The 16,738-nt window shown below is 34.6% G+C and carries 15 protein-coding genes; 11 read left to right on the plus strand and 4 right to left on the minus strand.

Annotated elements, in window-relative coordinates; all coding sequences use genetic code 11:
• Positions 1–2,100: a ferrous iron transport protein B gene (gene feoB / locus H8R24_RS06135; RefSeq protein WP_187017678.1), complete on the plus strand. Its 2,100-nt coding sequence runs from the start codon at positions 1–3 to the stop codon at positions 2,098–2,100.
• A 6-nt stretch (positions 2,101–2,106) separates the two neighbouring features.
• Positions 2,107–2,232 carry a FeoB-associated Cys-rich membrane protein gene (locus H8R24_RS06140; protein WP_222617370.1) on the plus strand — a complete coding sequence of 42 codons (126 nt, stop codon included), beginning with the start codon at positions 2,107–2,109 and terminating at the stop codon, positions 2,230–2,232.
• A gap of 84 nt (positions 2,233–2,316) precedes the next feature.
• Here H8R24_RS06140 and H8R24_RS06145 read toward each other — a convergent pair whose 3' ends face one another.
• The 3 genes from H8R24_RS06145 to H8R24_RS06155 form a co-directional block, all read right to left on the minus strand.
• The gene (locus H8R24_RS06145) at positions 2,317–2,982 is read right to left on the minus strand and encodes a hypothetical protein (RefSeq protein WP_187017679.1); all 666 of its coding nucleotides are present in this window, start codon (positions 2,980–2,982) and stop codon (positions 2,317–2,319) included.
• Positions 2,983–3,036: 54 nt separating this feature from the next.
• Positions 3,037–3,690, minus strand: a complete 654-nt coding sequence (locus tag H8R24_RS06150; protein ID WP_187017680.1) for a metal-dependent transcriptional regulator — start codon at positions 3,688–3,690, stop codon at positions 3,037–3,039.
• A gap of 97 nt (positions 3,691–3,787) precedes the next feature.
• The gene (locus tag H8R24_RS06155; RefSeq protein ID WP_187017681.1) at positions 3,788–5,659 is read right to left on the minus strand and encodes an Nramp family divalent metal transporter; all 1,872 of its coding nucleotides are present in this window, start codon (positions 5,657–5,659) and stop codon (positions 3,788–3,790) included.
• Between the two features lie 104 nt (positions 5,660–5,763).
• Between H8R24_RS06155 and H8R24_RS06160 the strand changes: the two genes are divergently transcribed.
• From H8R24_RS06160 to H8R24_RS06200, 9 genes are all read left to right on the plus strand, one after another.
• Positions 5,764–8,016, plus strand: a complete 2,253-nt coding sequence (locus H8R24_RS06160; RefSeq protein WP_187017682.1) for a TonB-dependent receptor — start codon at positions 5,764–5,766, stop codon at positions 8,014–8,016.
• 1,937 nt (positions 8,017–9,953) lie between these two features.
• Positions 9,954–10,418 carry a thioredoxin family protein gene (locus H8R24_RS06165; RefSeq protein ID WP_187017683.1) on the plus strand — a complete coding sequence of 155 codons (465 nt, stop codon included), beginning with the start codon at positions 9,954–9,956 and terminating at the stop codon, positions 10,416–10,418.
• A 35-nt stretch (positions 10,419–10,453) separates the two neighbouring features.
• On the plus strand, positions 10,454–11,602 hold the full coding sequence (locus H8R24_RS06170) for a lycopene cyclase family protein (RefSeq protein ID WP_187017684.1): 1,149 nt from the start codon (positions 10,454–10,456) through the stop codon (positions 11,600–11,602).
• A 111-nt stretch (positions 11,603–11,713) separates the two neighbouring features.
• Positions 11,714–12,124 carry a BrxA/BrxB family bacilliredoxin gene (locus H8R24_RS06175; protein ID WP_187017685.1) on the plus strand — a complete coding sequence of 137 codons (411 nt, stop codon included), beginning with the start codon at positions 11,714–11,716 and terminating at the stop codon, positions 12,122–12,124.
• A 270-nt stretch (positions 12,125–12,394) separates the two neighbouring features.
• On the plus strand, positions 12,395–12,664 hold the full coding sequence (locus tag H8R24_RS06180) for a hypothetical protein (RefSeq protein ID WP_187017686.1): 270 nt from the start codon (positions 12,395–12,397) through the stop codon (positions 12,662–12,664).
• A 76-nt stretch (positions 12,665–12,740) separates the two neighbouring features.
• A complete protein-coding gene (locus H8R24_RS06185) occupies positions 12,741–13,004 on the plus strand; it encodes a hypothetical protein (RefSeq protein WP_187017687.1) in 264 nt (87 codons plus the stop codon).
• Between the two features lie 50 nt (positions 13,005–13,054).
• Entirely contained in the window at positions 13,055–13,192 is a 138-nt protein-coding gene (locus H8R24_RS06190; protein WP_187017688.1) for a hypothetical protein, read from the plus strand.
• A 176-nt stretch (positions 13,193–13,368) separates the two neighbouring features.
• Positions 13,369–14,565, plus strand: coding sequence for a DUF4861 family protein (locus tag H8R24_RS06195; RefSeq protein ID WP_187017689.1), 1,197 nt, complete (start codon positions 13,369–13,371; stop codon positions 14,563–14,565).
• A gap of 113 nt (positions 14,566–14,678) precedes the next feature.
• Positions 14,679–15,203, plus strand: coding sequence for a helix-turn-helix domain-containing protein (locus tag H8R24_RS06200; protein ID WP_187017690.1), 525 nt, complete (start codon positions 14,679–14,681; stop codon positions 15,201–15,203).
• Positions 15,204–15,748: 545 nt separating this feature from the next.
• Here the strand turns inward: H8R24_RS06200 and H8R24_RS06205 are convergent.
• On the minus strand, positions 15,749–16,738 hold a 990-nt coding region (locus H8R24_RS06205; protein WP_225876777.1), incomplete at its 5' end, for a transposase.

Below are 16,738 nucleotides of genomic sequence, written 5' to 3' on the forward strand. Positions count from 1 at the left end.
ATGATTAATCAAAATATTAATGTTGCTTTAATAGGGAATCCTAATGTAGGTAAAACGTCGGTTTTTAATCAATTGACCGGATTGAACCAACAAGTAGGAAACTATCCTGGAATTACGGTGGAGAAAAAAATTGGGTTTTGTAAATTACCCAACAATGTTAAGGCAAACATCCTAGATTTACCGGGAACCTATAGCTTGAACGCCAGTTCCATTGATGAGAATGTAGTGATTGAACTGCTATTGAACAAAAATGATAAATTATACCCTGATGTTGCCCTTGTAGTAACTGATGTTGAAAATCTAAAACGTAATTTATTACTTTTTACACAAATAAAAGACCTTGAAATCCCTACCATCCTAGTCATTAACATGGCCGACAGAATGGAACACAAAGGGATCTCGCTGGATATTCCGTATCTGGAAGAACACCTCAAAACTAAAATTGCTTTAGTAAGTTCGCGCAAAGGTTTTGGTATAGATGCCTTAAAAAAACTAATTGTTACGTACAAAACCATTTCAAGCGAGCCTTGCCTAAATGCTTCAGTAATTGATCCTGATTATTTTGACAGCTTACGCAAAGCTTTCCCGGGACAATTGTTGTATAAATTATGGTTAGTTATCACCCAAGACGTAAACTTCTTGAACTTAGAACGAAAAGAAATTCACAGCTCGTTTACTAAATCCCATTCTGACTTAAAACGCTTACAGCAAAAAGAAACCATCAAAAGGTATCAGTTTATCAACGACACTTTAAAAGTAGGTTTGAAAGTAGATGCTACAGTAGCCAAAGATTTTCGCTCAAAACTGGACCGTGTCTTGACACACAAAGTTTGGGGTTATGTCATATTTTTTGCTATTTTATTTATCATTTTTCAGTCTATTTTCGAATGGTCCAAAATCCCTATGGACTTTATTGACAGCAGTTTTGCATCTCTAAGCAGTTGGGCTAACGAAAACTTACCTTCAGGCGTATTGACAAATTTGATTTCGCAAGGAATCATTCCTGGCATTGGAGGAATCTTAATTTTTATTCCGCAAATTGCCTTTTTGTTCCTTTTTATCTCCATTCTAGAAGAAAGTGGCTATATGAGCCGTGTGGTTTTTTTAATGGATAAAATCATGCGAAAATTTGGTTTGTCCGGTAAAAGTGTGGTGCCTTTAATCTCTGGAACAGCTTGTGCTATTCCGGCAATTATGGCCACACGTAATATCGAGAACTGGAAAGAACGCTTAATCACAATATTAGTAACACCTTTTACGACTTGCTCTGCAAGGTTGCCTGTTTACGCTATTATTATTGCGCTTGTAATTCCGGATCAATATGTTCTTGGAATCTTTAATTTACAAGGATTAACCTTGATGTTACTCTATTTATTAGGTTTCGGAATGGCGATATTCTCAGCTTATGTTTTAAACAAAGTAATGAAAATCAAGGGTAAAACCTTTTTTGTGGTCGAAATGCCCAATTACAAATTGCCTATGTTTAAAAATGTAGCGATTAATGTGGTCGAGAAAACCAAAGCGTTTGTTTTTGGAGCTGGAAAAATAATCTTGGCTATTTCAATTATTTTATGGTTCTTGGCTTCTTATGGTCCTGGTAAAAACTTTAAAAATGCCGACCAAATCATCCAGTCAAAAGCTGAAAACAAAGCCTTACCTGCTCTAGAACTTGAAAACAAGATTGCCTCCTATAAATTGGAGAACTCGTATATTGGAATCATGGGTAAAGCCATTGAACCTGCTATTTCGCCGTTGGGTTACGACTGGAAAATAGGAATTGCTATCATCAGTTCATTTGCCGCAAGAGAAGTATTTGTGGGTACACTTGCCACTATTTACAGTGTGGGCGGAACGGATAATGAAGATACTATTAAAAATAAAATGGCCGCCGAAATCAATCCTGAAACGGGAAATAAAATATTTAATTTTGCCTCAGGAGTTTCATTGTTACTGTTTTATGCCTTTGCCTTGCAGTGCGCGAGTACGCTGGCGATAACTAAAAAAGAAACCAACTCTTGGAAATGGCCTGTAGGACAATTGATTTTCATGAGCGGTTTTGCTTACCTATTGGCTTTATTAGCCTATCAAATTTTAAAATAAAGAATCATGGTACAAGAAATTATAGCCTTTGTAATTCTAGCCGTAGCAGTGGGGTTTTTAATTAAAAAGTATTTTTTTAAGAAAAAGAAAACAGATAAAAGCTGTGGAACCGATGATTGTGGTTGCCATTAAAAACAGCCAATTATAACCCACAAAAAACGCAAAGCAGTTCAATACTACTTTGCGTTTTTTTTATGCTGTTGCAAAAAAACAAGTTTAGTTCAAACCTGATTTTACATTTTGCAAATTGATGATTTTTTGACGTTGTTGCTCGATTTCAACTGCTTTGTTCTCCATCAACTTGATGTTGTCTTGAATATCTTGCTCGCTGTCTTTAATTAAATCTTTTGCTTTTTTAATGTTCTTTTCTAATTTTTCAGAATCCTTAGCTAGGTTTTTCTTGTCTTTCTCCAGTTCGTCTAACACTTTGTTTTCTGATTTTAGAATCTCTTCCATTCCATTAGCAGTTGCTTTTACAGCCACATCTCTTACAATGTTTGCCGCATAATCAAATTTTCTAGCGTCATAAGCATTGTCAAGAAACAAACCACCTAAGTTAAAAAAAGCGGTGTAGTTGTACCCATTGTCTGCTTTTGAGATAATCTGGTGTATGTCCACCGTATTAGAGCTTATTTCACCAATTGTAGCATCATCTAAGAAAAACTCATCAGATCTTTTGATCTTCGTTTTCTTTCCTTTAAAAGGCTTCATTACATCCTTCACAGCATCCTCAACGTTATCTTCAGATACGTTTGCTATAAAAACAGTAATACCCGGCTGTGCCCCTTTACTCATTTCTTGAGTTATTGCAACTGGTGTTATGTTTTGAGAATACCCAAAACTAATAGAGAATAAGGCGATAAATGCGATTTTGTATTTCATGGTTTTTATTTGTTTATTTTATACTTATAAGGTACAAAAATACGACGATATTTCCTAATTTATCTTCACAAATAAATTAGAAGCGATTTTATTGGAAATAGACAGCGATTTCCCATCAACGTTGATTCTAACCGATTGGTCAAAAGTTTCTTTAGCAATAATTTCGATCTTTGACCCCAAAGCAATTTCTTGTTTGTCCAAGTACTTTAAAAACTCTGATGAGGTGTCTTTTACGCCTACGCAAATACCTTTTTGGTGTACTAAAAGTTCCGAAAGCAGCTGTTTTTCGATTTTAAAAATTTCCCCTTGATCGTTTGGGATGGGATCACCATGAGGATCTTCGGTAGGATTGCCTAAGAAGTCATCTAGTTTATTAATCAATTTCTCTGATTTGATGTGTTCTAGTTGCTCAGCAATGTCATGCACCTCATCCCAAGAAAAATCGAGTTTTTCAACTAAAAAAACTTCCCATAGACGGTGTTTACGTACGATCATCTTGGCGGCGAGTTTGCCCGGTTCGGTCAAGGAAACGCCTTGGTATTTTTTATAATTAACCAAGTCTTTTTCGGCTAGTTTTTTTAGCATGTCCGTAACAGATGAGGCTTTGGTCTCCATCATTTCGGCAATGGCGTTGGTGCTCACATCGGCATTCGAAACTACGGTGAGATGGTATATGGCTTTTAGATAATTTTCTTCGGATAGTGTCATTGTTCTTGTTGTTTTAGCCCTGATTGCAGCGGCATCCTTGCTCTTTTTTCTTTAAAAAGAGCAAGATATAGCGGAAAGCAGGAAATAGCTCCTAATACTATTCTTTGATAATTAATAACGGAATTGAAATTTTATGTCTCAATTTATCTACGGTAGTTCCAAAAATCAAATCCTTGAAACCCGTATGCCCGTGCGTTCCCATGACTAGAATATCAAAATTACCATCGTTTATAATGGTTGGAATGACTTTATTGGGTTTTCCAAAGCCAAGCTGAGTGGTTACTTTGAACCCTTTGGCGGTGAGTATTTCTTTGTATTCTTCTAATAGTTTTTCGTCAACCAAGGTTTCATGATCGTCTATGTTTTCTCCGTACATGAGGGCTCCCACGGTTTCTACAATATGAATTAAGGTATAATTAGCAGCTTCACCTCCTAGTTCAAAAGCACTATTTAATGCCACTTCATCGGCAGTAGAAAAATCAACTGAAACGGCAATATTTTTCTTGGTATAACTTTCTGATTTTGAAAAACGCAGCTTCAGATTGTGCGGAGAGTGGTTCTGGAAGTCGGCTTTAGATTTCGATATAAAAGGTTTGATTACAATATACAGCAGCAAAATAAGGAAGCTGAACGCCAATGGAACCACGGTAAGCCATAGCACGATAGGATTCTCTGACGCTTCAAGCCAGCCTGTGATTTCGTCAAGTACTAATTTTCCGTTCAGAATGACAATGATACTAGCCACAATCCAAGAGGCAATTTGTGTCCATTTACCTATGTGGAATCCTTTCATTTTTGATTTATCGCTTACAAAATGAATCAACGGAATAATGGCAAATCCCAACTGCAAACTTAAGATTACCTGACTAAAAATTAATAATTTTCCGGTTACGCCTTCGCCAAAAATTGTAATCACAATAACGGCTGGAACGATCGCAATTAATCGTGTAATGATGCGGCGCACCCAAGGTTGGATTCTTAAATTCAAATAGCCTTCCATAATTATTTGTCCTGCTAATGTTCCTGTTATTGTCGAACTTTGTCCTGCAGCAATTAAGGCTACTGCAAACAATATAGGTGCCCATTTTGTACCCAGTAAAGGTTGTAAAAATTTATGAGCATCTTGAATTTCGGCGACATTATGCATCCCGACCTTATAAAACGTGGCTGCAGCCAAAATTAAAATGGCGGCGTTCACAAAAAAAGCAAGGTTTAAGGCAATAGTCGAATCGATAAAATTATACTTCAAAGCCTGTTTGATTCCGGCGGTAGTTCTATCAAATTTTCTGGTTTGCACCAAAGAGGAATGCAGGTACAAATTGTGTGGCATCACGGTAGCACCAATGATACCAATGGCGATGTATAACGCAGTTTCATTAGGCATGGTAGGAATTAATCCTAACATTACTTTATCTAACTCAGGTTGAGCAAAGAACATTTCGAATACAAACGAAACTCCAATTACCAGAACCAAAGCAATGATAAAGGCTTCCATTTTTCGTATCCCTTTATTGATTAAAAACAGCAATAGAAAGGTATCTAGAACCGTAATCATCACCCCTTCAATCAACGGAATATCAAACAACAAATTAATACCTATTGCCATACCCAAAACCTCTGCTAAATCACAGGCAGCAATAGCAATTTCGGCTAAGAAATACAAAATGTAATTGATAAAAGGAGAATAGGTCTCTCGAGAGGCTTGCGCTAAATCGCGCTGGGTTACAATTCCTAGTCGTGCACTTAAACTTTGTAAAAGCAACGCCATGATGTTACTCATTAATAAAACCCAAAGTAAAGAATACCCAAATTGGCTACCCCCAGCAAGGTCTGTCGCCCAGTTTCCAGGGTCCATATATCCTACACTTATTAAGTATGCAGGGCCAAAAAAGGCTAATATTTTACGAAAAACCGACTTCTTATTCTGAGTGGAAACCGACTGGTTTACCTCTTCTAACGACTTACCCATTTGATAACTATTTGAGACAAATATAATTATGTTTTTTTGTTATATCAAATATAATTTTTAGATTTGTCTAAATTTAAAATTAACTACAACCTAAAAAATATATTTTGAAAACCTTTAAATTAGCTTGTTTCCTATTGTTGACAAGCTTTTCCTTTGCGCAAACAAGCTTAAAAGGAACAATTACCGCTGATGGTATGCCGCTTCCACAAGCGAACATTTTAATAAAAAAAGCATCAAAATCTATAGTAACTGATACCAATGGAAATTATTTTATAAAAGATTTAATAGCTGGGGATTATGAAATTGCAGTTTCATACACTGGTTTTCGAACAGAGAAAAGAAATTTCACATTAATTGATAGCACAGAAACCGTTCTTGATTTTAAACTAAGAGAAAATAATACGCTGGATGAAGTAGTGATTACAGGAACTTTAAAGCCTGTTAGTCGTTTAGAAAGTGCTGTGCCAGTGGAAGTATACAAACCTACCTTTTTCAAAAAAAATCCTACTGCCAATGTTTTTGAGGCATTGCAGAATGTAAATGGTGTTCGCCCGCAACTGAATTGTAATATTTGCAATACGGGAGATATCCATATCAACGGACTTGAAGGCCCTTATACTTTGGTGTTGATTGATGGAATGCCCATTGTTAGTGGTTTATCTACCGTTTATGGTTTGTCTGGGATTCCGAATTCACTTTTGGAACGCATCGAAATCGTAAAAGGTCCTGCTTCTTCACTTTACGGTAGCGAGGCTGTGGGAGGCTTGATCAATATTATAACCAAAAATCCAACCAATGCGCCCGTGTTTTCGGTAGATTCTTTTATTACGGATTGGGGTGAACTTAATGTAGACTTAGGCTTTAAAGAGAATGTGGGAAAAGCAGCCTCGGTTTTAACGGGTGTGAATTACTTTAATTATAGCAATCCTGTTGACAACAATAATGATAATTTCACTGATTTGACTTTACAAGATCGTGTTTCGGTTTTTCAAAAATGGAATTTCAATCGAAAAAGCAATAAACTATTATCCCTTGCAGGACGTTTTTTCTATGAAGACCGTTGGGGAGGTGAGTTGCAATGGAACAAAGGATATCGTGGTGGCAATGAAGTATACGGAGAAAGTATTTACACTAAACGTTGGGAATTGCTAGGTGCCTATGAATTGCCTACGGTGGAGAAAATGCGTTTCAGTTTTTCATATACAGATCATGATCAAAATTCAGTTTATGGAGATGTTCCTTTCCTTGCCAAACAACGCATTGGTTTTGGACAACTGACTTGGGACAAAAAAATCAATAAGCACGATTTGCTTTTTGGAACTGCGATGCGTTATCAATATTACGATGACAACACCACCGCAACAGTAAACGAAGATGTCAATTGGATTCCGAGTTTATTTGTTCAAGACGAAATCGCTTTTAATGACAAACACAAAATATTGCTGGGAGCGCGTTACGATTACAATGACAATCACGGCCATATTTTTACACCTAGATTTGCTTACAAATGGAAAGTAAACGAAAATAACATCGTCCGTTTCAACACCGGAACAGGTTTTAGAATTGTGAATCTTTTTACCGAAGAGCACGCCGCTTTAACTGGATCTAGAGATGTCATAGTACTCGAAGAATTGAAACCAGAACGTTCTTTTAATGTGAACTTGAACTACCTCAAAAAAATATACACGAGCAACGGAAACTTCATCGGTCTTGAAACTACGGCTTGGTACACGCGATTTAGTAACTCGATTATCCCGGATTATGATACCAATCCCAACCAAATTATCTACAAAAACTTAGATGGTCATGCTGTTACAAAAGGGATTAGTACCAATCTTGATTTTGTTTTCAACAATGGTTTGAAGATGATTCTAGGGGCAACTTATATGGATGTATCCAAAACAGAAAATGAGGTTACAACACAACAAATTTTGACCGAAAAATTCTCGGCTACTTGGGCAATTTCGTACCGAATCAATAAATTATTTCTAGATGTTGATTACACCGGAAATATTTATGGACCGATGCGATTGCCACTTTTGGGAGATTTAGATCCGCGTAGTGAATACTCCCCAACTTGGAGCATTCAAAACATTCAATTTACATTCAATAAATTCAAGAATATCGAAATCTATGGCGGTGTGAAGAACTTGTTAAATTGGACACCAAACAAAGGAAACCCGTTTATCATTGCCAGAGCTAACGATCCATTTGATAAAAACGTACAATTTGACGGTAGTGGCAATGTACAAGCAACTCCTGATAATCCGTATGCACTAACTTTTGACCCCGGTTATGTGTATGGGCCTAATCAAGGAATTCGTACTTTCATTGGATTACGTTATACGTTGAAGTAATTTTTTACAATATATAATTTTATAATTTGGATTGAGTGAGTTTTATGACATACAAGTGCTATAAATTTAGTTGTATTACACTTAATTCAAACCACATAGAAACATAGATCTAGATTGAAGTGAAAGTTATTTGATTAAATAGAGGAAAAACATAGTGCTAGTCAATTTCTATGTGAATAATGAAATAACTATCTAACACTTTAAAGACAAAAAAAGCTATGTTTCTATGCGGTGAAAAAAAACTGTTTTAAGTTTAAGCGAATAGTTAATTTTACCATATAAGACATATAATTTAAGTTGTATTGCACTTAATTTAAAACCATATAGAAACATAGATCTAAATTGAAGTGAAAGGCATTTCATTAAATAGAGGAAAAACATAGTGCTAGTCAATTTCTATGTGAATAATGAAATAACTATCTAACACTTTAAAGACAAAAAAAAGCTATGTTTCTATGCGGTGAAAAAAAACTGTTTTAAGTTTAATTGTATAGTTAATTTTACCATATAAGACATATAAGTTAAGTTGTATTGCACTTAATTTAAAACCACATAGAAACATAGATATAATTTGAAGTGAAAGGCATTTCATTAATATAGAAGAAAAACATAGTGCTAGTCAATTTTTATGTGAATAATGAAATAACTATCTAACGCTTTAAAGATAAAAAAGGCTATGTCTCTATGTGGTAAAAAAAACATTTTAAGTTTATTTATGATGTGAATTGAGTGAGTTTTGTGACATACAAGTGATATAAGTTTAGTTGTATAGTACTTAATTTAAAACCACATAGAAACATAGATCTAAATTGAAGTGAAAGGCATTTCATTAATATAGAAGAAAAACATAGTGCTAGTCAATTTCTATGTGACTAATGAAATAACTATCTAACACTTTAAAGACAAAAAAAGCTATGTTTCTATGCGGTGAAAAAAAACTGTTTTAAGTTTATTTATGATGTAGATTGAATAAGTTTTGCGACATCCAAGTGATCTAAGTTTAGTTGCATTACACTTAATTTAAAACCACATAGAAACATAGATCTAAATTGAAGTGAAAAACATTTCATTAAATGGAGAAAAAACATAGTTCTAGTCAATTTCCATGTGAATAATGAAATAACTATCTAACACTTTAAAGACAAAAAAAGCTATGTTTCTATGCGGTGAAAAAAAACTGTTTTAAGTTTAATTGAATAGTTAATTTTACCATATAAGACATATAAGTTAAGTTGTATTGCACTTAATTTAAAACCACATAGAAACATAGATCTAAATTGAAGTGAAAGACATTTCATTAAATGGAGAAAAAACATAGTTATAGTCAATTTCTATGTGAAACTATCTAACACTTTAAAGATAAAAGAGGCTATGTCTCTATGTGGTAAAAAAAAACTGTTTTAAGTTTAATTGAATAGTTAATTTTACCATACAAGTGATATAAGTTAAGTTGTATTGCACTTAATTTAAAACCATATAGAAACATAGATCTAAATTGAAGTGAAAGGCATTTCATTAAATAGAGGAAAAACATAGTGCTAGTCAATTTCTATGTGAATAATGAAATAACTATCTAACACTTTAAAGATAAAGGAGGCTATGTCTCTATGTGGTAAAAAAATATTTTAAGTTTATTTATGATGCGAATTGAGTGAGTTTTGTGACATACAAGTGATATAAGTTAAGTTGTATTGCACTTAATTTAAAACCACATAGAAACATAGATCTAAATTAAAGTGAAAGGCATTTCATTAATATAGAAGAAAAACATAGTGCTAGTCAATTTTTATGTGAATAATGAAATAACTATCTAACACTTTAAAGATAAAAAAGGCTATGTATCTATGTGGTGAAAAAAAATAATTGCATTAGGTTTAACGAATAACAAGAACCCTAGGCACTACAACACTTAATATGTTTCAATAAAAAGATTAGTTATGAAAAAAATTATTTTGATCTGGTGCTTATGTTTGTTTGCCATTCCTTCCGGTTTTGCCCAACTTAGAGCCTATTCCTTTCAAGAAGCCGAACAATTATCAAAGCAAAACCCAAAGCCTATTGTGGTTTTTATCCACACTTCATGGTGCAAATACTGCAAAATAATGGAAAATAGCAGTTTTAAAAACAAAGAAGTCATAGCAGAATTGAATACTAATTTTTACTTCGTTTCTTTTGATGCCGAGACTAAGGAAGCAATTACTTTCAACAATCATACTTTCAGTTTTAAACCCACGGGAACCAATACTGGGATTCATGAATTGGCTACAGTTTTGGCCACAATTAAAGATCAAGTGGTTTATCCTACGCTAACAATTTTAGGAACCGATGCTTCGATTGTTTTTCAGCAACATTCGGTTATTCGAACTAATGTAATGCTTTCAATTCTTCAAAAGGAAAAATAATTCCCTATTTTTGGAATAAATTTCGACCACCCTTTATGAAAAACTACGATTACATTTTTACAGGCTCGGGTTTAGCAGCATTGATGACTGTTTATAAAATGATAACATCTGGTAAATTTGCCGATAAATCTATTTTATTAATCGATTATGACAGTAAAAAAAAGAACGATCGTACTTGGTGTTTCTGGCATGACGGACCTTCGACTTGGGAACAATCGGTAACTAAAAAATGGGATTTAGCTTTGTTTGCTAATATTGATTTTCGTCGGGATTTGGACTTAACACCCTACACTTACAATTGTATCAAAGCTTCTGATTTTTACAGCCAAGCATTTGATTTGATTTCGAAACAAAAAAACATTCACTTCCTCAACGAGAAAGTGACCGATATCAACGAATTAAAAACGCACGTATATGTTGCCACCGAAACCCAAAGTTTTACCGGCGACAAATTATTCAACAGTATTTATCGAAAAGGCGAAGCAGAGGACCAAAACCAATATCCCGTTTTACAACAGCACTTTATAGGTTGGTTTATAAAGAGTAAAGAAGCAGTTTTCAATCCAGAGCAAGCGACTTTTATGGATTTCTCTGTGGAACAAAAAGGCAATACTCGTTTTATGTATGTTCTACCCACATCTACCACCGAAGCGTTGCTGGAATACACCTTGTTTTCTCATGATTTGTTAGCGAAAAGCGAGTACGAAAATGAGATTCAAAATTACATAGAAAAACTCGGTATCACTGATTACGAAATCACCGAAAAAGAGCAAGGAAGCATCCCGATGACCTGCTATCCTTTTTGGAAAAAAAATACCCAACGCGTTCTTAACATAGGAACTGCCGGTGGATGGACCAAAGCCAGTACGGGATACACCTTTAAAGGATCAGATAAAAAATCAACAGCATTAATCGCTTTTTTACAAAAGGAAAATGATTTAACTAAATTTCATAAACGTACCAAATTCTGGTTGTACGATTTGCTTTTACTAGATATTTTAGATCGAAAAAACAAAAAGGGATCAGGGATATTTTCTTCGATGTTCAAAAATGGAAGTCCCGCTTTGATTTTTAAATTTCTGGATGAAGAAACCACCTTTTACGAAGATGTCAAAGTAATTTTAAAATGTCCTAAAATGCCTTTTATCTGGTCATTAATACGATCGATACGGTATTTATTATAATGAATTAAGGCGACTATCAAACAATAACAAAACTTTATAGAGCAAATAATGGAGTTCTTTTTAAACTTCGTAACTTTGTACATTCAAAACTAATATTTAAAATATAACGATATGTATCCAGAAGAAATGGTAAAACCAATGCAAGCTGAATTAACAGTAGCAGGTTTTCAAGATTTACATAGTGCTGAGGCAGTAGATAACGCAATAAAAGCTGAAGGAACTACACTAGTAGTTGTGAATTCAGTTTGTGGTTGTGCAGCAAGAAACGCTCGTCCAGGAGCAAAAATGAGTTTGGACGGAGCAAAAAAACCAGATCATTTAATCACGGTTTTTGCAGGTGTTGACAAAGATGCAGTAGATGCAGCAAGACAACATATGTTCCCTTTTCCTCCATCATCACCATGTATGGCGTTGTTCAAAAACGGAGAATTGGTTCATATGTTAGAGCGTCACCATATTGAAGGTCGTCCAGCCGAAATGATCGCTGAGAACTTACAAGACGCATTCAACGAATACTGCTAATATTTAGCCGCAAAGTATCGCGTTAAACACGCAACAATTTTAACCGCAGCTTCACATTTTATACTTGTGAAGCTGCGGTTTTTTTATTTGGAGCTATTATTACATATTTATCCCACTGCTTTTCGCCGTTAATAAACACAGTTAATAAGTTCGTCCTCTTGAACTTTAACTGTTTTATGGATTAGTACAGAACCTTACTAATCAGAAAAATTGTATCTATTTGAATGATCTAAGTCCGCTACATGCAAGACAAAAACACGGTTTAAAAAAATGAAATACAACGAAATCATACAAAAAATTCTTCCATTTGGATATATATACCTAGTAGTTCTTGGAATAATGAAAGAGAGCATTTACTATTACCAAATCGGAATAAATATTTTGAAATATTCAAACATCATGGATATTTTAATCAGTCCAATTGCTGACTTGACTTCAAATCCAATTATCCTTATAGGCTTCTTTATCTTTATTTCTTTGCTTTTTTTAACGAGTATATATATTTCTAAAAACTTCAATAAAAATTGGGGTCAAAGCTAAGCTTCGCTCCAAAAAACCTTTATCAGACATTACTGAAGATGAAGTAAAAACACATTACAGCAAGGTCTTTGTAGGGATGTTTGCTTTTGGTTTGTTAAGCTTTTTTATAGGAATAGGTTTAGGAAGTGGTGGTAAACTTGCAAAAAAGATTGCTAACAATGAATTGACCTACGATTATGCAATGACCTTTGGGGATAACGAAACCAAAGAAATATATTTAATTGGCTCAAACAGTTCTAATTATTTTTATGTAGAAAAAGGAAATAAAAATGTGAAAATATCTCCTGTGGGCGCTATCAAATCCTTAGAAATCATTCACAACAAAAGGTTAAATAAATAAAAAGGAATGCGATAAAATTTACCTGTGTACCAAATCAAAAACGAAAACTCATGTTAGCAAAACTATACGCATCCAAAACAGATACAGAATTAAAAACACTATTACATATTTACACAGCAATTCTTATTGTCTTAATCGTGCTGCCACTACTCTTTATTGCCATTGGCTATTTCCTTCACGGAAAATAGAGATAACAAGCTTTAAGCTTCTTATTGTAGTGATTCCTTGGAGTGTATGCAATGCCGATTATTTAAACAAACGACTAAAATCCCAAGACAATAAGAAACCATAAAAAGCCAAGGCCTTAAGTCAGTTTTATTCTGAGTTTTAGTTTTTATAATTTAATCGCGATACAACAAACAACATGAAAAACACGATACTACCATTGCTGCTTTGCGTCGCTTTTCAATTTGCAAAAGCACAAACACCAGCTCCTAAAAAGTCGGTTATTATCGTTGTTCAAAATCCCGTTTCTGTACAGCGAAACAACGAAACAATAACCCTTACAGCCACACTTATAAAAAAGGCTTTCCCGCATACGGAACTCCAATTCATTCAAGTAAAGGAAATAAAAAGCAACACCATTCTTCCCTCACAATCCATCGACTATAACGCTGATGGAATTCTGGACGAAATTGTATTTCAAACTAATTTAACCGCCCACGAGAAAAAGAAATTCGAATTAACACCCATCACAGAAAACCCTAAAAGCCCTGCAAGAGTATACGCCAAACACCTCTCCATCATAGAAGGTATGGACGATTTTACTTGGGAAAACGACTTAATAGGCTATCGTTTTTATGGTCAAGAAAGAGCCAATAAACAAGGAACCGGCATCGCAATGGATGTTTGGTGCAAACGCCTGCCAGATTTTCTAACAGACAAATGGTACGCCCCAGGTCAAAGCTATCACAAAGACACCGGTTATGGTGCAGACCATTATAACTCAGGCAAAAATCAAGGTTGCGGCGGAACCGGACTTCTTAAAAACGATAGTATTTATTTCCCAAAACCTTATTCCAATTATAAAATTATCGCCAACGGCCCCATACGAGTCGTTTTTGAATTGCAATTTACAGCTTGGGAATTTGATAAAACCATCGTCGAAACTAAACGAATAACACTAGATGCCGGCCAATATTTCAATAAAATAGAAAGCCGTTACAATCAAGATGTTTCGACTCTAGGGTATTTGCACGCCATCAATTTTGTGCAACGCGATGATTCGCAAACCACCATTAAAAAAGACCTTGGGTATTCCTTCAGCTGGGAATCACTAGGCGATGGCAAAGGAAATCTAGGGACTGGTTTTATGGCACAACCCAAGGATATTGTAGCGATAAAAATAAAAAACAAGCAGCTTGTGAGTACCATGCAACCAAAACTCGGCAATGCAGTTACCTACTACACAGCCGCAGCATGGGACCAATTTGGAAGCATCCATTCACCCAAAAACTGGGAGGAGTACATTGCTAACAAAGCCAATTGCATTAAAAATCCCTGTATAATTGTTCTTAAAAAAGTAGTATCTACAAAAACCAACCACAATAAACTCAATTAATTCTTTGTGAATACAGCACGCACAACGATACAATTAGTTATTGTCGTAAAAAAGCCGCAAGAAAGACGTTATCAAATAGCTTTTAAAACAGATAATTTTGAACAAAAAAACTTATGAATCATATAGCAAAGAAAATATTTGAAACAAGAAAATCAAGAGGATTGTCTCAAGAGGATCTAGCCGAATTATCTAAAGTAAACTTAAGAACAATTCAAAGAATAGAAAATAACGAAAACGAACCCAGAGGTAAAACTTTGAATTTAGTTTGTAATGCTATAGAAATTCATATTGAAGACTTCCAATCACAATATTCAACTCTCAAAGTAAAGAAACATGAATCAGCAATAAATAATATTTTCTTAGTAGTGCTAAATATAATTTTGGTTTGCATTACAAATTATTTGGTTTTAGATACTGAATCCAACATAAACAGTAAAATAGGTGCTTTTCTTTTAAGTTTTTTCATCCCTATGTTCATTACCTATAAAACGCAAAATCTATCTGGCACAGATCGCATAATAAAATTTGGTAGTGGCTACATCCTTGACTTACTAATGGCCTTCATTATTCTGGGTATACCACAAGCTATAGCAACAACTTTAACACCATGTTTACTCTTGTCCGTAGCAACTTTATAGTACGAAAATTATATTTTACACGATAGCCAGTAGACTATTACTATGTAGCTATATCAAAACAAGCACTTATTCAATATCTTTAAATTTATAAAACCTTAATTTATTTTGGAGCTTCATCCAGCTATTCGCTACAATCTTTTTACCCGCTAAAAAGCGCGGCTAAAAAGGATTTTCACTACTATCTGGGCTAGAAGAGACTAAAGGACCACATTACTTTTCTTTACAATTATTACGATAGTTTGCTGCTATTAATTTTAACTGTACTAGATGATATGTGATTAGGAGCAAAAGGGTTATATTGATTTTACATTCTAGTTTTACAAGCACGATTCACAAAAAAACAAGTTTTATACCGCAAAATCGTAACGTTTTTAATTAATTACCGACAAAATAGAATGAGGGTGTTACTTCCTTAATATTAAGTTATCATGAAAAATTTAAAAGTTTTAGAACGTCAGGCTGTGAAAAAACCTCATTTAGTCGCTATTTTGACTTAAAATCATCCTCATAAACATCACTACAATCGTTCTACTACAAGCTCTTTTTTAGGTGGCAAATTGTAGCTCATTTTTAATAATGTCTTTGTAAAGCCTAAAATAGTTCGTAATAAAGACAATACAAGTTTTTGCTTTGTAGGGTGTGTTCCAGTTCTTGATTTTGGCAATTAAATCGGGTACACCTAGAATATTTATCGTGCGTTTGATGTTGTAGACAAGCATAATTAAACTATGCTCCCCATTTACTTTTTCCAGGCCCGTCAAATTGGTGTGATTATAACCCCATTGTCTCTTGATGGTTCCAAATATATGTTCGTTGATTTCTTGCCGTGTGCGGTACAATTGTGGGTTTTCCCGATAACGTTTATTATTTTCTTCAACGGCACTAGCATACTCGCTACGGTCTATTTCCCTTCCTGCAGGTCTTGCAGTACAAAGATGTTTTACGGGACATTCTTTGCAAGATGGTGTTCGGTATTTCTTAAATTGATATCCGCTTTGTTCTGTTCGACCACTTTTTTTATGCCATCTTCCCGTCGTTTTTAAAATTTCTCCTTGGGGACATGTGTAAGTGTCATCGGCTTTATTGTAGATGAATTTGGCTACCAAATAATCTGGTTGTGTGACGCTTTCTTTACTTGTTCCTGGCGTAGGATGAGCTACAATGGTGGTGATGTTATGGTTTATGCATTGGGCAATTTCCCTTCCATTATGATAGCCTTTATCTACCAAAACGGTGAAAGTCTCTACGCCCAAATTTTCTTTTGCTTCCAAAGCGATAGCTCCTAAAGCGTTAAGATCGTTACGATTTATGGTATGAGTGGCTACGACCAAATTGTGCTTATTATCAACTGCTGCTTGGATATTGTAACTTATCTCGACTACTACTCCTTGTACCAAAAGGGCTCGCGCGTCTTGATCAGTGGTGCTTATTTGGGGCTGTCCACTAGCTTTTAGTTTTTCTTGCAGAACTTCATAACCGATTTTATTAGTTTTTAAACGCTCTATTTTTTCTTGAATTTTAGTTATCTGAATACT

The organism is Flavobacterium muglaense, from assembly GCF_014305155.1.
Taxonomy (GTDB): Bacteria; Bacteroidota; Bacteroidia; order Flavobacteriales; family Flavobacteriaceae; genus Flavobacterium; species Flavobacterium muglaense.